This is a genomic window from Photobacterium sp. 1_MG-2023 (assembly GCF_030547945.1).
GTDB lineage: Bacteria > Pseudomonadota > Gammaproteobacteria > Enterobacterales > Vibrionaceae > Photobacterium.
Window position 1 is genome coordinate 1 of sequence record NZ_JAUORR010000021.1, and the last position, 19,444, is coordinate 19,444.

General features: G+C 51.6%; 17 protein-coding genes. 12 read left to right on the forward strand and 5 right to left on the reverse strand.

Annotated elements, in window-relative coordinates; genetic code table 11:
* The 9 genes from Q4579_RS16535 to rpoC all read left to right on the forward strand — a co-directional run.
* A partial coding sequence (locus Q4579_RS16535; RefSeq protein WP_303565714.1) for an EF-Tu/IF-2/RF-3 family GTPase occupies positions 1 to 612 on the forward strand: 612 nt, incomplete at its 5' end.
* A gap of 207 nt (positions 613 to 819) precedes the next feature.
* Complete coding sequence (gene secE, locus Q4579_RS16540) at positions 820 to 1,203, forward strand: preprotein translocase subunit SecE (protein WP_303565716.1); 384 nt, start codon at positions 820 to 822, stop codon at positions 1,201 to 1,203.
* Between the two features lie 12 nt (positions 1,204 to 1,215).
* The gene (nusG, locus tag Q4579_RS16545; protein WP_027254132.1) at positions 1,216 to 1,761 is read left to right on the forward strand and encodes a transcription termination/antitermination protein NusG; all 546 of its coding nucleotides are present in this window, start codon (positions 1,216 to 1,218) and stop codon (positions 1,759 to 1,761) included.
* A gap of 124 nt (positions 1,762 to 1,885) precedes the next feature.
* A complete protein-coding gene (gene rplK / locus Q4579_RS16550; protein WP_211646837.1) occupies positions 1,886 to 2,314 on the forward strand; it encodes a 50S ribosomal protein L11 in 429 nt (142 codons plus the stop codon).
* Positions 2,315 to 2,318: 4 nt separating this feature from the next.
* Entirely contained in the window at positions 2,319 to 3,020 is a 702-nt protein-coding gene (gene rplA / locus Q4579_RS16555) for a 50S ribosomal protein L1 (protein WP_303565718.1), read from the forward strand.
* Between the two features lie 238 nt (positions 3,021 to 3,258).
* On the forward strand, positions 3,259 to 3,747 hold the full coding sequence (gene rplJ, locus Q4579_RS16560) for a 50S ribosomal protein L10 (protein ID WP_211646839.1): 489 nt from the start codon (positions 3,259 to 3,261) through the stop codon (positions 3,745 to 3,747).
* Between the two features lie 61 nt (positions 3,748 to 3,808).
* Positions 3,809 to 4,177: a 50S ribosomal protein L7/L12 gene (gene rplL, locus Q4579_RS16565; RefSeq protein ID WP_211646840.1), complete on the forward strand. Its 369-nt coding sequence runs from the start codon at positions 3,809 to 3,811 to the stop codon at positions 4,175 to 4,177.
* A 222-nt stretch (positions 4,178 to 4,399) separates the two neighbouring features.
* Complete coding sequence (gene rpoB, locus Q4579_RS16570; protein WP_303565719.1) at positions 4,400 to 8,425, forward strand: DNA-directed RNA polymerase subunit beta; 4,026 nt, start codon at positions 4,400 to 4,402, stop codon at positions 8,423 to 8,425.
* 94 nt (positions 8,426 to 8,519) lie between these two features.
* Entirely contained in the window at positions 8,520 to 12,737 is a 4,218-nt protein-coding gene (rpoC, locus tag Q4579_RS16575; protein ID WP_303565720.1) for a DNA-directed RNA polymerase subunit beta', read from the forward strand.
* Positions 12,738 to 12,926: 189 nt separating this feature from the next.
* Here the strand turns inward: rpoC and rsd are convergent, their stop codons facing one another.
* Positions 12,927 to 13,418 (reverse strand): sigma D regulator, encoded by a 492-nt coding sequence (gene rsd / locus Q4579_RS16580; RefSeq protein WP_303565797.1) that lies wholly within the window; start codon positions 13,416 to 13,418, stop codon positions 12,927 to 12,929.
* Positions 13,419 to 13,574: 156 nt separating this feature from the next.
* On the opposite strand from rsd, the gene nudC reads away from it, so the two are divergent.
* Positions 13,575 to 14,369 (forward strand): NAD(+) diphosphatase, encoded by a 795-nt coding sequence (nudC, locus tag Q4579_RS16585; RefSeq protein ID WP_303565721.1) that lies wholly within the window; start codon positions 13,575 to 13,577, stop codon positions 14,367 to 14,369.
* Positions 14,370 to 14,420: 51 nt separating this feature from the next.
* Here nudC and Q4579_RS16590 read toward each other — a convergent pair whose 3' ends face one another.
* Positions 14,421 to 14,600, reverse strand: a complete 180-nt coding sequence (locus Q4579_RS16590; protein WP_303565801.1) for a hypothetical protein — start codon at positions 14,598 to 14,600, stop codon at positions 14,421 to 14,423.
* 244 nt (positions 14,601 to 14,844) lie between these two features.
* Here Q4579_RS16590 and hemE point away from each other — a divergent pair, with 244 nt between their 5' ends.
* Entirely contained in the window at positions 14,845 to 15,909 is a 1,065-nt protein-coding gene (gene hemE, locus Q4579_RS16595; RefSeq protein WP_303565722.1) for a uroporphyrinogen decarboxylase, read from the forward strand.
* A 46-nt stretch (positions 15,910 to 15,955) separates the two neighbouring features.
* Here the strand turns inward: hemE and Q4579_RS16600 are convergent, their stop codons facing one another.
* Complete coding sequence (locus tag Q4579_RS16600; protein ID WP_303565723.1) at positions 15,956 to 16,579, reverse strand: uracil-DNA glycosylase family protein; 624 nt, start codon at positions 16,577 to 16,579, stop codon at positions 15,956 to 15,958.
* Between the two features lie 8 nt (positions 16,580 to 16,587).
* Positions 16,588 to 17,496 (reverse strand): D-2-hydroxyacid dehydrogenase, encoded by a 909-nt coding sequence (locus Q4579_RS16605; RefSeq protein ID WP_303565724.1) that lies wholly within the window; start codon positions 17,494 to 17,496, stop codon positions 16,588 to 16,590.
* A gap of 69 nt (positions 17,497 to 17,565) precedes the next feature.
* Between Q4579_RS16605 and Q4579_RS16610 the strand changes: the two genes are divergently transcribed.
* Positions 17,566 to 18,153: a YjaG family protein gene (locus Q4579_RS16610; RefSeq protein WP_303565725.1), complete on the forward strand. Its 588-nt coding sequence runs from the start codon at positions 17,566 to 17,568 to the stop codon at positions 18,151 to 18,153.
* A 53-nt stretch (positions 18,154 to 18,206) separates the two neighbouring features.
* Here the strand turns inward: Q4579_RS16610 and Q4579_RS16615 are convergent, their stop codons facing one another.
* Positions 18,207 to 19,277: a CNNM domain-containing protein gene (locus tag Q4579_RS16615; protein WP_303565726.1), complete on the reverse strand. Its 1,071-nt coding sequence runs from the start codon at positions 19,275 to 19,277 to the stop codon at positions 18,207 to 18,209.
* Positions 19,278 to 19,444 lie beyond the last annotated feature (167 nt).

Sequence of the window (19,444 nt, forward strand, 5' to 3'; positions counted from 1 at the left end):
CTGGCTGAAGCGCTGGACAACTACATCCCAGAGCCAGAGCGTGCAATCGACAAGCCGTTCATCCTGCCAATCGAAGATGTATTCTCAATCCAGGGCCGTGGTACTGTAGTTACGGGTCGTGTAGAGCAAGGTATCGTTCGTGTAGGTGACGAAGTTGCTATCGTTGGTATCAAAGAGACCACGACAACAACTTGTACTGGCGTTGAGATGTTCCGTAAGCTTCTGGACGAAGGCCGTGCTGGTGAGAACGTTGGTGTTCTGCTGCGTGGTACTAAGCGTGACGAAGTTGAGCGTGGTCAAGTTCTGGCGAAGCCTGGTTCAATCACGCCGCACACAACGTTCGAGTCAGAAGTATACGTTCTGTCTAAAGACGAAGGTGGCCGTCATACGCCGTTCTTCAAAGGCTACCGTCCACAGTTCTACTTCCGTACAACTGACGTGACTGGTACTATCGAACTGCCAGAAGGCGTTGAGATGGTTATGCCAGGTGACAACATCAAGATGGTTGTTACTCTGATCGCACCTATCGCAATGGACGAAGGTCTGCGCTTCGCAATCCGTGAAGGTGGCCGTACCGTTGGTGCTGGTGTTGTTGCTAAGATCGTTGAATAATATTTGACGACAAGGCACGAAAAAGGGCATCATTTGATGCCCTTTTTCTACGTTCCGATTCAGATTAGCGCATTTTTTGGTCAGTGTGCCGAGTAAAAAGTGCGTTAGGCGTACAGAGCGTCAATAGGGATTGATTAAATCCTTTGAATGCCTCGCCACTTGCGAGGTTATTTTCGTCTATATTGAGACAAGTTACAGGTTGGTTGTATGAAAGCGAATGCTGAAAACCAAAGCAGCTCTAGTAGTATGGATGGCCTGAAGTGGGTTGTTGTATTTGCACTGCTGGCAACTGCCGTGGTTGGTTTTTACCTGTTTAGTGAGCAGGTAACTTCTGTCGCTGCCAGAGCTGCAGGCGTAGTGGTTCTTGTTGCTGCTGCTGGTGGCATTGCCGCAATGACTGCGAAAGGTAAAACAGCGATCACTTTTGCTCGTGAATCGCGCATGGAAGTCCGCAAGGTCGTATGGCCAACTCGTCAGGAAGCGACGCAGACAACCTTTATCGTTTTAGCTGTCACTGTCATTATGGCGTTAGCCCTGTGGGGTATCGACGGCATCATGGTCCGTTTGGTCCGCCTGGTTACCGGTGTATAGAGGTAAAAGTTCATGAGCGAAGCTCCTAAAAAACGATGGTATGTTGTGCAGGCCTTTTCTGGTTTTGAAGGTCGTGTAGCACAGTCACTACGTGAACATATCAAGATGCATGGCATGGAAGACTACTTTGACGAGGTCCTGGTACCGACAGAGGAAGTTGTTGAAATGCGCGCTGGTCAGCGCCGCAAAAGCGAGCGTAAGTTCTTCCCAGGGTACGTGCTTGTGCAAATGGTGATGAACGATGAAACCTGGCATCTGGTTCGTAGCATCCCTCGTGTGATGGGGTTCATTGGCGGTACTTCTGATCGTCCGGCACCGATTTCTGATAAAGAAGCTGCAGCGATTCTGAATCGTCTTCAGCAGGCAAGTGAATCTCCGGTTCACAAGACCGTATTCGAGCCGGGTGAAGTGGTTCGCGTGACAGACGGTCCGTTTGCCGACTTTAACGGTGTGGTGGAAGAAGTCGATTATGACAAGAGCCGCGTGAAGGTCTCTGTATCGATCTTCGGTCGTGCAACGCCGGTAGAATTGGAGTTTGGTCAGGTTGAGAAAAACTGATCAATAAATAATCAGGCATTATTGTCAGGGGCGCGGAATTGGACTATAATTTCGCGCCCTTTCGTTAGACGGGGAGTCTGTTTGCAGAAAGCAGACGTTTGAACCCAAATTAAGGTAATTTGTAATGGCTAAAAAAGTAGAAGCTTACATCAAGCTGCAAGTTGCAGCTGGTATGGCAAACCCTTCTCCACCAGTAGGTCCAGCTCTGGGTCAGCACGGTGTGAACATCATGGAATTCTGTAAAGCGTTCAACGCAAAAACAGACTCTATGGAAAAAGGTCTGCCGACTCCAGTTGTTATCACTGTTTACAGTGACCGTTCTTTCACTTTCATCACCAAGACTCCACCTGCAGCAGTTCTGCTGAAGAAAGCTGTAGGTATCAAGTCTGGTTCTGGTCGTCCGAACACTGAGAAAGTTGGTACGATTACTGACGCTCAGATTCAGGAAATCGCAGAAACTAAAGCTGCTGACATGACTGGTGCCGACATCGAAGCGATGAAGCGCTCTATCGCGGGTACTGCCCGTTCTATGGGTCTGGTAGTAGAGGGTTAAGACAATGGCAAAACTAACTAAGCGTATGCGCGTTATCCGCGAGAAAGTTGACGCAACTCGTGAATACGACATCAACGAAGCTGTTGCTCTGCTGAAAGAACTGGCTACTGCTAAATTCGTAGAAAGTGTTGACGTTTCAGTTAACCTGGGCATTGATGCGCGTAAATCTGATCAGAACGTTCGTGGCGCAACTGTACTGCCACACGGTACTGGCCGTGACATCCGCGTAGCGGTATTCACGCAAGGTGCTAACGCTGAAGCTGCGAAAGAAGCTGGTGCGGATCTGGTTGGTATGGAAGATCTGGCTGAGCAAGTGAAGAAAGGCGAAATGAACTTTGACGTCGTTATCGCTTCTCCAGACGCAATGCGCGTTGTGGGTCAGCTGGGTACTATCCTGGGTCCACGTGGCCTGATGCCAAACCCGAAAGTTGGTACTGTAACGCCAAACGTTGCTGAAGCGGTTAAAAACGCAAAAGCAGGTCAGGTTCGTTACCGTAACGACAAGAACGGTATCATCCACACCACCATTGGTAAGGTTGATTTTGACGCTGACAAACTGAAAGAAAACCTGGAATCTCTGCTGGTTGCGCTGAAAAAAGCGAAGCCTGCTTCTGCGAAAGGTTCTTTCATCAAGAAAGTTAGCATCTCAACCACAATGGGTGCGGGTGTTGCGCTAGACCAGAATTCTCTGGACGCTAACGCTTAATATTTGCAGAATCGCTGGGATTATGTATAATCCTGCGTTTCGAATTTATGGCTAAGATCCGGGCAGTTTTCCTGCCGGGATCTTCGTCCCAGACCGTAGGTGTTCTCTGAGCTTAATAATTCAGCCTACGTAGACGGTGCCAGGAACATGATTGATTTTTTCTTTCTTGGATCTGCGCCGTACAAACTCTCCTGCAATTTTGCAGTGAGTGGGTAAACACAATCCAGGAGCAAATCCAATGGCTTTAAACCTTCAAGACAAAAAGGCAATTGTTGCTGAAGTCAACGAAGCTGCCAGCGGTGCCCTGTCTGCAGTTGTAGCTGATTCTCGTGGCGTGTCCGTGGGTGCAATGACTACTCTGCGTAAACAAGCGCGTGAAGCGGGCGTTTACGTACGTGTTGTTCGTAACACTCTGGCTCGTCGTGCAGTGGTTGGTACTAACTACGAGTGTCTGACTGACACTTTCGTAGGTCCGACTCTGCTTGCTTTCTCTAACGAGCACCCAGGTGCTGCGGCGCGTCTGTTCAAAGACTTCGCTAAAGAGAACAAAGATTTCGAGATCAAAGCTGCTGCATTCGAAGGCACACTGACTGATGCAGACGTTCTGGCGAAACTGCCGACTTACGACGAAGCGATTGCACGTCTGATGATGTGCATGAAAGAAGCTTCTGCTGGCAAGCTGGTTCGCACTATTGCAGCTATCCGCGATCAGAAAGAAGCCGCTTAATCTATTTGGCTTTTCACTGGTTGCTATTTAAACTAATTGTTGACTTTTAAAGAGAATTGTTATGTCTATCACTAACGAGCAAATCCTAGACGCAGTTGCAGAAATGTCTGTAATGCAAGTTGTTGAACTGATCGAAGCTATGGAAGAGAAGTTCGGCGTTTCTGCTGCGGCAGCAGTTGTTGCTGGCGGTGCTGCTGAAGGTGCAGCTGCAGAAGAGCAAACTGAATTCGACGTAATCCTGACTGCTGCTGGCGCGAACAAAGTTGCTGTAATCAAAGCAGTACGTGGCGCAACTGGTCTGGGTCTGAAAGAAGCGAAAGGCCTGGTTGACGGCGCTCCAGCACCTCTGAAAGAAGGCGTTGAGAAAGCTGAAGCTGAAGCTCTGAAAGCTCAGCTGGAAGAAGCTGGTGCTTCTGTTGAAATCAAGTAATTATTACTTAATTTCTTAGCCTTAATGGCTATGGGCTGGTGGCTAAAAAGCCACCGGCCCTTTTGCGCTGTAGGGTAGTGGTGTTTTTCACATTGTTTTGCAACCATTTCCCATGCGTTTAACAGCCTGTAATCCAGTGCTGTCCCTGCGACAAACAATGTTATTAGTCACTGCCTCTTACTAGAGGTAGTTAGGATCACTTATCAGCGATCTGAGGAACCTATGGTTTACTCTTATACCGAGAAAAAGCGTATCCGTAAGGATTTTGGTAAGCGTCCACAAGTATTGGATGTACCTTACTTGCTGTCGATCCAGCTTGAGTCTTTTGATAAGTTCATCGAGCAGGATCCGGAAGGGCATTACGGTCTAGAAGCTGCCTTTCGTTCTGTTTTCCCAATTCAGAGCTATAACGGCAATTCCGAGCTGCAATACGTTAGCTATCGTCTCGGTGAGCCGGTGTTCGATGTCAAAGAATGTCAGATTCGTGGTGTAACGTACTCCGCGCCACTGCGCGTGAAGCTACGTCTTGTTATGTATGACAAGGATGCACCAGCTGGCACCGTCAAAGACATTAAAGAACAAGAAGTTTACATGGGCGAAATTCCGCTCATGACAGATAACGGTACATTCGTTATTAACGGTACCGAGAGGGTTATCGTATCCCAGCTGCACCGTAGCCCGGGCGTCTTTTTCGACAGCGATAAGGGTAAAACCCACTCCTCAGGTAAAGTGCTGTATAACGCACGCATCATTCCATACCGTGGTTCATGGTTGGATTTCGAATTTGATCCGAAGGATAACGTCTACGTTCGTATCGACCGTCGTCGTAAATTGCCTGCGTCTATTATTCTGCGCGCCCTGGGTTACACCACCGAGCAAATTCTTGACCTGTTCTTTGAGAAGATCAATTTCGAAGTGCAAGGCAAGTCTCTGGTGATGGAACTGATCCCTGACCGTCTGCGTGGGGAAACTGCGAGCTTCGATATCGAAGCGAACGGTACAGTGTACGTTGAGAAAGGCCGCCGGATTACCGCGCGCCATATCCGTCAACTGCAGAAAGACAATGTTGACCACATTGAAGTGCCTGTTGAGTACATCGTCGGTAAAATTTCTTCACGTGATTACGTGAGCGAAGAAACCGGTGAACTGATCGCAGAAGCTAACCAGGAACTAAGCCTGGAAAGCCTGGCGAAGCTGTCTCAGGCGGGTCATAAGTCAATTCAGGTGCTGTTTACGAACGACCTGGACTACGGTCCGTACATGTCTGATACCCTGCGTATCGACAGCACGACTGATCGTCTGAGTGCTTTGGTCGAAATCTACCGCATGATGCGCCCTGGTGAGCCACCAACGCGCGAAGCGGCAGAGCAGCTGTTCGAAAGCCTGTTCTTCACCGAAGATCGCTATGACCTGTCTGCGGTAGGCCGCATGAAGTTCAACAGCTCTCTGGTGCGTGAAGAAACCACTGGCCCGGGAACGCTGGACCACGATGACATCATCGAAGTCATGCGTAAGCTGATCGACATCCGGAACGGTAAAGGTGAAGTTGATGATATCGACCACCTGGGTAACCGTCGTATCCGTAGTGTCGGCGAAATGGCTGAGAACCAGTTCCGTGTCGGCCTGGTGCGTGTTGAGCGTGCAGTGAAAGAGCGTCTGAGTCTGGGTGATCTGGACAACGTGATGCCTCAGGATCTGATCAACGCCAAACCAATTTCAGCGGCAGTGAAAGAGTTCTTCGGCTCTTCTCAGCTGTCTCAGTTTATGGATCAGAACAACCCGCTGTCAGAAGTCACGCACAAGCGTCGTATCTCTGCACTGGGTCCGGGCGGTCTGACACGTGAGCGTGCGGGCTTTGAAGTTCGAGACGTTCACGCAACGCACTATGGTCGTCTGTGTCCGATCGAGACCCCTGAAGGTCCGAACATCGGTCTGATCAACTCGCTGTCTGTATTTGCTCGTTGTAACCCATACGGTTTCCTGGAAACGCCATACCGTAAAGTGGTTGACGGCAAAGTGACCGACCAGATTGATTATCTGTCTGCGATTGAAGAAGGTCAGTTTGTTATCGCTCAGGCAAACGCCGCGCTTGAAGAAGACGGTGGTTTTACTGATGAACTGATCACGGCTCGTCACAAAGGTGAATCTGGTCTTCACCCACGTGATCACGTCCAGTACATGGACGTTGCAACCAACCAGGTGGTTTCTGTGGCAGCGTCCCTGATCCCATTCCTGGAGCACGATGATGCGAACCGCGCCCTGATGGGTGCGAACATGCAACGTCAGGCTGTTCCAACACTGCGTGCAGACAAGCCGCTGGTTGGTACAGGTATTGAGCGTGCGGTTGCGGTTGACTCCGGTGTAACAGCCGTTGCGAAACGTGGCGGTATGGTTCAGTCCGTCGATGCTTCTCGTATCGTGATTAAAGTCAACGAAGACGAGCTGGTACCAGGCGAAGCGGGTATCGACATCTACAACCTGACCAAATACACCCGTTCTAACCAGAACACCTGTATTAACCAACGTCCGACTGTGATGCCTGGTGAACCTGTTGCACGTGGTGACGTGTTGGCAGATGGTCCTTCAACCGACCTGGGTGAACTGGCTCTTGGGCAGAACATGCGTATCGCGTTCATGCCTTGGAACGGTTACAACTTCGAGGACTCCATCCTGGTGTCTGAGCGTGTTGTTCAGGAAGATCGCCTGACCACTATCCACATTCAGGAACTGTCCTGTGTGGCACGTGATACCAAGCTGGGTGCTGAAGAAATCACAGCAGATATCCCGAATGTGGGTGAAGCTGCCCTGTCCAAACTGGACGAGTCCGGCATCGTATATATCGGTGCGGAAGTGAAGGGTGGTGACATTCTGGTGGGTAAGGTAACACCGAAGGGTGAAACCCAGCTGACGCCAGAAGAGAAACTGCTGCGTGCTATCTTTGGTGAGAAAGCCTCTGATGTGAAAGACTCGTCGCTGCGTGTACCGAACTCCGTGTCGGGTACCATCATCGACGTTCAGGTCTTCACCCGTGATGGCGTAGAGAAAGACAAGCGTGCACTCGAAATTGAAGAGATGCAGCTGAAAGAAGCGAAGAAAGATATCACCGAAGAATTCCAGATTCTGGAAGGTGGTTTGCTGGCTCGTGTCCGTTCTCTGCTGCTGTCTGCCGGTTATGCTGAAGACCGACTGTCTGGCATGGACCGTGAGAAGCTGTTCTCGCAGACACTGGATGACGAATCTCTGCAAAACCAGCTGGAGCAGTTGGCTGAGCAGTACGACGAGCTGAAAGCTGAGTTCGACAAGAAGTTCGAAACCAAGCGCCGTAAGATCACTCAAGGTGATGATCTGGCCCCTGGCGTCCTGAAGATCGTGAAGGTCTATCTGGCCGTGAAGCGCCGCATTCAGCCGGGTGATAAGATGGCCGGTCGTCACGGTAACAAAGGTGTTATCTCGAAGATCTGTCCGGTTGAAGACATGCCTTACGATGAGAAAGGTCAGACTGTCGATATCGTACTGAACCCACTGGGTGTACCTTCGCGGATGAACATCGGTCAGATTCTGGAAACTCACCTGGGTCTGGCTGCGAAAGGTATCGGTGACAAGATCAATCAGATGCTGAAAGAACAGCAGGAACTGCATAAGTTCCGCGAGTTCCTGCAGAAGGTCTATGATCTGGGCGATACCCGTCAGAAGGTAGACATTGCGTCTATGTCTGATGATGAAGTTCGTACCCTGATTGAGAACCTGCGTGGTGGTCTGCCAATCGCGACCCCTGTTTTCGATGGTGCACCAGAGCCTTCAATCAAAGAGCTGCTGAAACTGGGTGATCTCCCAGAATCTGGTCAGCTGAACCTGTTTGATGGCCGTACGGGTGAGCAGTTTGAGCGTCCTGTAACCGTAGGTTACATGTACATGCTGAAACTGAACCACCTGGTCGACGACAAGATGCACGCGCGTTCTACTGGTTCGTACAGTCTGGTTACTCAGCAGCCACTGGGTGGTAAAGCTCAGTTCGGTGGTCAGCGCTTCGGTGAGATGGAAGTGTGGGCACTGGAAGCTTATGGTGCCGCTTATACGCTGCAGGAAATGCTGACCGTGAAATCGGATGACGTGAATGGCCGGACGAAGATGTATAAGAACATCGTCGATGGCGATCACCGTATGGAACCAGGTATGCCGGAATCCTTCAACGTACTGTTGAAAGAGATCCGCTCGTTGGGTATCAACATCGAGCTGGAAGACGAGTAATCCTGACTTGGTCAGGGACTCTTAAATCCGGTATCAATATGAAGGCGCCGCTGCCCCGGCGCCTTTATGGGTCAACTCCTCACAGGAGCCGAATGTGAAAGACTTACTTAAGTTTCTGAAAGCACAGCACAAGACCGAAGAATTTGACGCGATCAAAATCGGTCTTGCTTCACCTGACATGATTCGTTCATGGTCTTTCGGTGAAGTGAAAAAGCCAGAAACCATTAACTACCGTACCTTTAAGCCTGAGCGTGACGGTCTGTTCTGTGCACGTATCTTTGGCCCGGTCAAAGACTATGAATGTCTTTGTGGTAAATACAAGCGCCTGAAGCACCGTGGCGTGATCTGTGAAAAATGTGGTGTAGAAGTTACTCAGACCAAAGTACGTCGTGAGCGTATGGGTCACATTGAGCTGGCTTCTCCTGTAGCCCACATCTGGTTCCTGAAATCACTGCCATCCCGTATCGGTCTGTTGATGGACATGCCGCTGCGTGATATCGAGCGTGTGCTTTATTTTGAATCTTATGTGGTTATCGAACCAGGCATGACCAATCTTGAGCGGAGTCAGCTGCTGTCTGAAGAACAGTATCTGGACGCGCTGGAAGAGTGGGGCGATGAGTTCGACGCGCGCATGGGCGCCGAAGCAGTGAAAGCACTGCTGGCCAACATGGATCTGAATGCTGAAATCGAACTGATGCGTGAAGAGCTGGAAGAAACCAACTCTGAAACCAAGCGTAAGAAGCTGACTAAGCGTCTGAAGCTGGTTGAAGCATTTGTTCAATCCGGTAACAACCCAGAATGGATGATCCTGTCAGTACTGCCAGTACTGCCGCCGGATCTGCGCCCGCTGGTACCGCTGGATGGTGGTCGTTTCGCGACTTCTGATCTGAACGACCTTTACCGTCGTGTGATCAACCGAAACAACCGTCTGAAGCGTCTGCTGGATCTGGCTGCCCCAGACATCATCGTACGTAACGAAAAACGTATGCTGCAAGAGTCTGTGGATGCGCTGCTGGACAACGGCCGCCGTGGTCGCGCCATCACTGGTTCGAACAAGCGTCCGCTGAAATCTCTGGCTGACATGATCAAAGGTAAGCAGGGTCGTTTCCGTCAGAACCTGTTGGGTAAGCGTGTTGACTACTCAGGCCGTTCGGTGATTACCGTGGGTCCATACCTGCGTCTGCATCAGTGTGGTCTGCCGAAGAAAATGGCACTGGAGCTGTTCAAACCGTTCATCTACGGCAAGCTGGAAACCCGTGGTCTGGCGACCACCATCAAAGCTGCCAAGAAGATGGTTGAGCGTGAAGAAGCTGTCGTTTGGGATATCCTGGACGAAGTGATCCGCGAACACCCGGTGATGCTGAACCGTGCACCAACACTGCACCGTCTGGGTATCCAGGCGTTCGAACCTGTTCTGATCGAAGGTAAAGCAATTCAGCTGCACCCGCTGGTTTGTGCGGCTTATAACGCCGACTTCGATGGTGACCAGATGGCTGTTCACGTGCCGCTGACGCTGGAAGCCCAGCTGGAAGCGCGTGCGCTGATGATGTCGACGAACAACATTCTGTCGCCAGCATCCGGTGATCCAATCATCGTACCGTCTCAGGACGTTGTACTGGGTCTGTACTACATGACCCGTGACAAGATCAACGCGAAAGGCGAAGGCATGTACCTGGCTGGCTCTGCTGAAGCAGAGAAAGCGTACCGCACCGGCAATGCTGAATTGCATGCCCGTGTGAAAGTGCGTATCACCGAGCACGTGAAAAACGAGCAAGGCGAGCTGGTGAAAAACACCCAGCTGGTGGATACCACTGTCGGTCGTGCCATGCTGTGGCAAATCGTGCCAAAAGGCCTGCCATACAGCCTGGTCAACACGGAAGCACTGGGCAAGAAGCAGATCTCAAACCTGCTGAACACCTGTTACCGTGAACTGGGTATGAAGCAAACTGTTATCTTTGCTGACCAGATCATGTACACAGGTTTTGCTTACGCAGCCCTGTCTGGTGTGTCGGTTGGTATCGACGATATGGTCGTGCCTGATGCGAAATACACCAAGATCGCTGAAGCAGAAGCTGAAGTTGCAGAAATTCAGGATCAGTTCCAGTCCGGTCTGGTGACCGCGGGCGAACGTTACAACAAAGTTATCGATATCTGGGCAACGGCGAACGAGCAAGTTGCGAAAGCGATGATGGATAACCTGTCTTTCGATACCGTGATTAACCGTGACGGTGAAGAAGAGCAGCAGAAGTCGTTCAACAGCGTTTACATGATGGCCGACTCTGGTGCGCGTGGTTCTGCGGCACAGATTCGTCAGCTGGCGGGTATGCGTGGTCTGATGGCGAAGCCAGATGGCTCGATCATCGAAACGCCAATCACCGCGAACTTCCGTGAAGGTCTGAACGTACTGCAGTACTTCATCTCGACGCACGGTGCGCGTAAAGGTCTGGCGGATACGGCACTGAAAACAGCGAACTCCGGTTACCTGACCCGTCGTCTGGTAGACGTTGCGCAGGACGTTGTGATCACTGCAGACGACTGTGGAACCCATGCGGGTATCAACATGATGCCACTGATCGAAGGTGGTGACGTGAAAGAGCCACTGCGCGATCGCGTACTGGGTCGAGTTGTTGCAGAAGATGTGCTGAAACCAGGTACGGAAGAAGTACTGGCACCACGGAACACCCTGCTGGATGAGAAATGGTGTGACATCCTGGAAGAAAATTCTGTCGACCAGGTGAAAGTACGTTCTGTTGTAACCTGTGAAAACGACTTCGGTGCATGCCGTAACTGTTACGGTCGTGACCTGGCGCGTGGTCACCTGGTGAACCAGGGTGAAGCGGTCGGTGTTGTGGCTGCACAGTCAATCGGTGAACCAGGTACACAGCTGACAATGCGTACGTTCCACATCGGTGGTGCGGCATCGCGTGCTGCGGCAGAAAACAGCATTCAGGTGAAGAACAAAGGTTCTGTGAAGCTGCACAATGCGAAGTTCGTTACCAATGGTGACGGCAAGCTGGTGATCACTTCCCGTGCTGCTGAAATGACCGTTGTTGATGAGTTCGGCCGTACCAAGGAAAGCTATAAGCTGCCTTACGGTTCGATGCTGAGCAAAGGCGACAATGATGCAGTTGATGCGGGTGAAGTTGTGGCGAACTGGGACCCGCACACCATGCCAATCATCACCGAAGTAGCAGGTCACCTGCAGTTCGTTGACCTGATTGACGGTGTGACTGTCTCTCGTCAGACCGACGAGCTGACTGGCCTGTCTTCCATCGTGATCCTGGACGGTGCAGAGCGTACCGGTGCAGGTAAAGACATGCGTCCGATGGTGAAACTGGTGGATGACAAAGGCAACGATGTCATGATCCCGGGTACCGAGATGCCGGCACAGTACTTCCTGCCAGGTAAAGCGATCGTTCAGCTGGATGATGGTGCATCTGTAGGTATCGGTGACACACTGGCACGTATTCCTCAGGAATCCGGCGGTACAAAAGATATCACCGGTGGTCTGCCGCGCGTTGCTGACTTGTTCGAAGCGCGTAAGCCGAAAGAGCCTGCAATCCTGGCTGAAATCACAGGTGCAGTCTCCTTCGGTAAAGAGACCAAAGGTAAGCGTCGTCTGATCATCACCCCAACTGAGGGTCAGCCATATGAGGAAATGATTCCGAAATGGCGTCAGCTGAACGTCTTCGAAGGCGAGAAAGTTGAGAAAGGTGATGTGATCGCCGATGGTCCAGAAGCGCCGCACGATATCCTGCGTCTGCGTGGTGTTCACGCTGTTGCTGAGTACATCGTGAACGAAGTTCAGGAAGTTTACCGTCTGCAGGGCGTTAAGATTAACGATAAGCACATCGAAACGATTGTTCGTCAGATGCTGCGTAAGGTAACCATTACCTCCCACGGCGACTCTGAGTTCCTGGAAGGCGAGCAGGTGGAATTCTCCCGCGTGAACATCGCGAACCGTCAGCTGATTGCCGATGGCAAACAGCCAGCACTGTTCGAGCGTGATCTGCTGGGTATCACCAAAGCGTCTCTGGCAACTGAGTCCTTCATCTCTGCGGCGTCGTTCCAGGAAACGACTCGCGTACTGACTGAAGCTGCTGTTGCTGGTAAGCGTGATGAGCTGCGTGGTCTGAAAGAGAACGTGATTGTAGGTCGTCTGATTCCTGCAGGTACGGGCTTCTCTTACCACCAGGAACGTCAGCGCCGTCGCGATGCGGATCTAGCACCAGTTGAGCCACAGGTTGATGCCGAGCAGGCGTCTCAAGATCTGGCGGCACTGCTGAATGCAGGCCTGAACGACGAAGACTAAGTTCCGGGGCAAGCTCCGAGACAAAAAAGGCACCCTCCGGGGTGCCTTTTGTTTATCTGCTGTTTTGCGCCATGAAACGCTGGAAACGGGTTGCCTCTGGTTTCATTGTTGTTGGATTTCAGGACAGATCTGTCTCCGCGTGGTCAGCCGCACCGGACAACGCAGGGTGGGAAGCATAACACCTGCTGGTTAAGCGCCCGGTGGCACCGCCAAACTCTCACTGATGAGTTCAATCAGCTCATCTTCCAGTTCAAATCGCCATTCCATCTGCTCACCCATTTCAGACAAATCCTGATCAAAATCGTCCCAGTCTTCACTCTCATCCGTAATTTCGCAGTAGCGATCAGCGAAATTCAGTAAAGGATCTGTGGTATCTGTGATTTTGTGATAAAGCTGAGAGATTTCAGTGGTAGGAGAGTATCCGGTGGCCTGCCATCTTGCCATGACCTGGTCATAGATCTTAAAGTGACCTTCTGAGATGTAATCCACCAGTTGTTGGCTGAATAGTTGCAGTTGGGCAGAGGTGGGCAGATGTCGTGATTTGTTTTCGAAAGGAGGCAGTCCGGCCAGTTTGCAGTAATCGATCAACAGTTGCTGCCTCGACATGAGCCAGTGATCGATGACATCATTACTGCCACCCCATTGTTTTTGCACTTGTTCGAATTTACTTAACATGACCATGTCCTCATGATCGCCCAGCATCAGTGCATGAGCAGAAAACAATACCTGTCAAACTCTTAGACAGTCCAAGAGTACCATGTATGGCGACGCCAAATTCCGTTGTTCTGTTTAGATTGCCAGCAAAATATCCCCCCTGCAAGGAGAGAGGAATTCCTGATGTCAAAAAAGCAAGACCCTGCTTACTGGTGTGTCATCCGTGATCGCCGGATCTATTTGGAAGCGGGTAAGTTACCGCTAACCCCACCGAGTGCTTTTTGTCTAGATCACACGCGATCGCGTCAGATCGGGAGCTATCAGGGTGTGCCCGTCTGCTGGTTGGAAGATCCGACAGATCTGCCGGATGAAAATTTTTATTCCTTAAGGGAATTACTCGATGTAGATCCGGTTTTGTTTGCATTGGCAGGGAAAGCGCAGCAACTGTCTTTCATGTGTGAGTCGCAGGCGTTTTGTCCGGCCTGTGGCGGGACGGCGCAACTGGCAGATAACGCATTGGCGATGGTGTGTCAGGATTGCAGGCAGCATCATTATCCGCGAGTCTCCCCCTGCATTATCGTGGCTGTGCGAAAAGGCGGGCAGATCTTGCTGGCGCAGCATCCGCGTCATCAAAATGGGATGTACACGGTGATTGCCGGATTTGTCGAGCCGGGTGAAACACTGGAAGAATGTGTGGCCCGTGAGGTGGCAGAAGAAACCGGGATCACGCTGACCAATATCCGTTATTTCGATAGCCAGCCATGGGCATTTCCGTCGAATCTGATGATGGGTTTTCTGGCCGATTATCACAGCGGGCAGATCCGACCTGACTACGAAGAGCTGGTGGATGCCCGTTGGTTTGACTGTGATCAGCTCCCGCCGATCGCGCCGCCGGGCACCATTGCTTATCGTCTGATTCAGGCGACCTGTGATGCCGTCAGTCAGGACGCGGCATTTCGGGAACACAGCCGTGAGTGATAGCAGTCATCAAAAGGGATGGCACCCTGATAGAAAGGAAGCGAGTGTCGGTTACTCCGAGTGAATCTCGGGGATGTCGCGAAAGATGGCTTTGGCGTTTTTGATCAGGTGCGCTGCGTACTGGGGTGAGACGCGGTGCAACTGACCTTTCATCGCTTTGAATGAGCTTTCCCAGCATCTGTCTTTGTAGATGCCCGTTTCGGTAAATTCGATAACAACTTGCAGGTTCATTGATCCTCCAAACTATGTTGCAGCCGATGTTGGCTTCTATTCACCCTAACAAAGAATTGATAAAGAACTGATTAAAATATCTGCAACATTAGATTACCGGAAAAGAAACCCCGGACACTGAACGTATGAAAGGGCGGGTTGATGTGCTCTGAGCGGCATTAATGACTTCCCAGCTTATCCCTTTGGCTGCTGTTCCCGGACCAGAGTGTTACAATAGCGCCATTAACTTGCCAGGATGTTGACAATGACAGAATTGAAAAACGATCGCTATCTGCGTGCTTTGCTCAAACAACCGGTTGACTGTACTCCAGTTTGGATGATGCGTCAGGCGGGCCGTTATCTTCCGGAATACCGTGCCACCCGCAGTCAGGCCGGCGATTTTATGTCGCTGTGTAAGAATGCTGAGCTGGCAAGTGAAGTCACATTGCAGCCATTGCGTCGTTTTCCGTTGGATGCGGCGATTCTGTTCTCTGACATTCTGACGATTCCGGATGCCATGGGGCTTGGGCTGTATTTTGAAACCGGTGAAGGTCCGAAATTTGAGCGTCCGATCTCCTGTAAGGCTGATGTCGACAAAATCGGAATCCCTGATCCTGAAGGGGAACTGCAGTACGTGATGAATGCGGTTCGTCAGATCCGCAAAGATTTGAAAGGCGAAGTGCCGCTGATTGGTTTCTCAGGTAGCCCGTGGACACTGGCGACCTACATGGTGGAAGGTGGCAGTACCAAGGCATTCACCAAGATCAAGAAAATGATGTATGCAGAGCCTGCTGTGCTGCACGCTCTGCTGGATAAACTGGCAGACAGCGTGATCGCGTATCTGAATGCGCAGATCAAAGCGGGTGCTCAGTCGGTGATGGTGTTTGACACCTGGGGTGGCGTCCTCACGCCACGGGATTACAAGCTGTTCTCCCTGCAGTACATGCACAAGATTGTTGATGGCCTGATCCGTGAAAACGACGGCCGCCGTGTACCGGTCACCCTGTTTACCAAAAATGGCGGGATGTGGCTGGAAGCGATTGCGGATACGGGTTGTGATGCGGTCGGTCTGGACTGGACCATCGATATTGCTGATGCAAAACGCCGTGTTGGCGACCGGGTTGCCCTGCAGGGTAATATGGATCCGTCGATGCTGTACGCTGCACCCGAGCGAATTCGTGAAGAAGTGGCAGGGATTCTGTCCGGTTTTGGTGAAGGCACAGGTCACGTATTCAATCTGGGTCATGGTATTCATCTGGATGTGCCGCCGGAAAACGCCGGTGTGTTTGTGGAGGCCGTTCATGAGCTGTCTGCGCCTTATCACAAGTAATCAGACATCTGCCTTTAAAAAGCGAGCTTCGGCTCGCTTTTTTGCGTTATTTTCCCGGCGTTTTTGCGCATAGGCGGCCCAGATGCTGGTGAACGTATTCCCGGATGTAAGGCACGACTTCGGCTTCAAACCATGGATTCTTCTTCAGCCACAAGGTATTTCGCGGTGACGGATGCGGCAGGGGCAGATAGGTTGGTGCCCACTGTCGCCAGGCCCGCACGGTTTCGGTCAGTGTTTTGGGTTTGTCGGACAAATAATAATGCTGTGCATACTGGCCCACCAACAGCGTCATGCCCACATTGGGCAGCAAGGGCCAGACCTGTCCGTGCCATTGAGGCGCGCATTCGGGTCTGGGGGGCAGATCGCCACTTTTACCTTTGCCCGGATAGCACAGGCCCATCGGCATGATGGCTATCTGTGTGGGGTCATAGAAGGTCTCCCGATCCAGCGCCAGCCACTGGCGCAATCGATCTCCGCTGGGGTCATTCCAGGGAATACCGGTTTCATGGACCCGGGTGCCGGGTGCCTGCCCGACAATCATCAGGCGGGCTTCGCTGCTGGCCTGAATCACCGGCCGCGGTCCAAGCGGCAAGTGGGCCTGACACAGCGAACATTGACGGATCTGATGGAGTAACGCAGGTAAGGCGTTCGGATCTGGATTTGTGTTCATCGACAGGTTTAATAACCCCGCTCAAAATCAATCTGAAATTGCAGTGGCTTTCCTTCAACATAGCGCAGGTAGTTAGTTTTGAATATGGTCATCACCTGTTCCGGGAAGCTTTCTGCTGCTATGTGCGGGGTGACTGTGATGGCCGGATGCTGCCAGAACGGATGATCCTGGGGTAAAGGCTCCTGTTTGAATACATCCAGATACGCATGCGCGATGTTCCCGGCATCCAGTGCTTTCAGCAAGCCCGGCTCACAGATCGCATTGCCTCGTCCAACATTGAACAGCAGCGTATTCGAACAATGGCGCAGGCTGTCGGCATTGAGTAAGTCATTGGTTTGCTGCGTTGCCGGTAAAACAGACACCAGGACATCGGCTAGTGCTAATGCTTCATGTAACCGGTGAATCGGAAACATCTGGTCAACATGCGTGGTCGGCTCACCCGAGCGGCTCACGCCAATCACGCGAAGCCCGAGCGCTTTGGCTGCGCCCGCCAGATGTTGGCCAATGGTGCCGGTGCCTAGAATGACCATGGTTTTTTCCGACAGGGCGCTGTAATGATGCTGGTACCATTCTGCGGCTTGTTGCTGCGTCTGATACCGTGCAAAATGACGCTGGTGGCTGATCAGATAACCCAGCACATACTCACTGATCAACTGGCCAAAGAGGCCGCGGATATTGGTCAGACGGTAGTCGGTGCGTAGGCCTGGCTGCGTCAGCGCATCAATCCCGGCATAGGTGGACTGCATCCAGTCCAGCTTCGAACAGTGTGCCAGTTGCTTGGTCATCAGCGGCGGATCGGCCAGGATCAGCGTTGCATCCTGCAGATTTTCAGTGATCTTCAGTTCAGGAAGGTTTTCTTTTTCAATCAGTTGCCTGTAAAGATCGGCTCGGCGGGAAATGATACAGAGCTGGTGCATGTGGCTTTTCCTTTTGCGCTGGCGGGTTATCAAGTAAAATTCAGTGAACCTTTTCAGACAGATTATCCCATGCTTAAAAATCCAATTCAGCTTCGCTTAGAAAAATTTGAATCCTGGCAATACCTGACCTTTATGGCTTCCTTGTGTGAACGGATGTATCCCAATTACGCTCTGTTCTGCCAGGAGACGGAATTTGCTGATCCGCAGCCTTACCGTTTGATCCTCGACAGCGTCTGGGAAATCCTGACGGTGAAGAATGCCAAAATCAATTTTGAGCGGCAGTTGGAGAAGCTGGAAGATATGGTACCGGCAGCGGATGACTTCGACCTTTACGCGGTGAATCCTGCAATTGATGCCTGTGTGGCGCTGTCGGATTTATTGCATGCCCTGCTGGATCGCGATCAGATCCCTGAAATTGCATTGAGCATCAGTGCGTTGTCGGTGGAAACCGTCGCCAATCTGGAAGAAGCGCAAAGCGGCGAAGCCATCACCAATGAAAATCAGAAAGATAACCCGGCAGTTTGTGAAGAGTGGGATGTGCAGTGGGCGATTTATCGTGCCCTGAAAGAAGCGGAAAGTCGCGATATTGAGCTGATTAAGAGTCTGCGCAAAGAATTGCGTGATCCTTGTGTCAGCAATATCGGAATTGAGCTCTGAAGCTGAACCTGATGAAAACGGCAGGCCTGATTGCCTGCCGTTTCTGATGCGTGTTATTGCGGGGATTCGTCGTCCTCATCCCGGTTTTCGATAACGTTGTGCTTTTTCTTCCAGCGTTCCCAGCGTTGAAACGCCAGTTGCTGCATGTCGGTACTGGTGTCTGCCTCATCCACGATTTCCTCGCCGACCAGGCTTTCAAAGATATCTTCCAGGGTCACCAGGCCCAATACAGTGCCGTATTCGTCGACAACCAGTGCCAGCTGCGCACGCTCTTTCATCAGTTTTTCAAACGCAATAGGCACGGTATCCAGATTCAGCACCACAGGTAACGGGCGCATCATCTCATTGAGCGTCATATTGCCCCGGCCACTCTGGCTTTCGGCAAAGAGCTCCAGCCGATGGGCGAAGCCCAGAATATTGTCTTTGCTGCCGCGGTATACCAGCGGACGGGAAAACGGACTGTCTTTGGCTGTCGCCAGAAACTCATTAATCGTCATCGTTTCCTCTACCCGGAACAGTACCGGGCGCGGGGTCATGATCTTCGTGACGCTGACATCGCAAAACTGCAGCAGGTTATGCATGATTTTCGACTCACCCTCTGCCAGCTCGCCGGACTCTTTCGCCAGCATCGCCATGGCAGACAGCTCGTCCCGCAGTTTTGGCGGCTGATGGCCCCGGGACAGTCGGCGGGTAATTTGCTCCGACACCCAGACAAAAGGACGCAGCAACAAGACCATCCAGAACAGCATCCGGGCAGTGAGTGGTGCCAGCTGACGCCAGTAAGTTGCACCAATGGTCTTTGGAATAATTTCAGACAGCAGCAAAATGCCCACGGTCAGAGCCGCCGAGAACACCCCCAGCCACTGGCTGCCAAACACGACGGCCGCCTGCGCACCGGCTGTCGCTGCGCCAATGGTGTGTGCAATGGTGTTTAAGGTCAGAATTGAGGCCAGCGGCCGGTCAATATTGTCTTTCAGTGCAGCCAGTTTGTCTGCCATGGGGTGTTCCTGCTGACGCAGGGTACCGACATAACTGGGGGAGATACTGAGCAGAACCGCCTCAAGGATGGAACAAACAAACGAAATACCAATCGCAATTGCGATATAAATGGTCAGAAGTATCATGCGCTTTTATAAGCTCTCAATGGAATAACAACTTAATATACCTGGTCACTTCAGCGTCGGACTTCAGTATCCGGGCATCGGTTCGGTTGAAGCGCATCATCTTATCTCATGATGTACTCGCCCGGATGATGCAATGCAAAAAATAAAAGCAATGTCCTTTGTTTGCT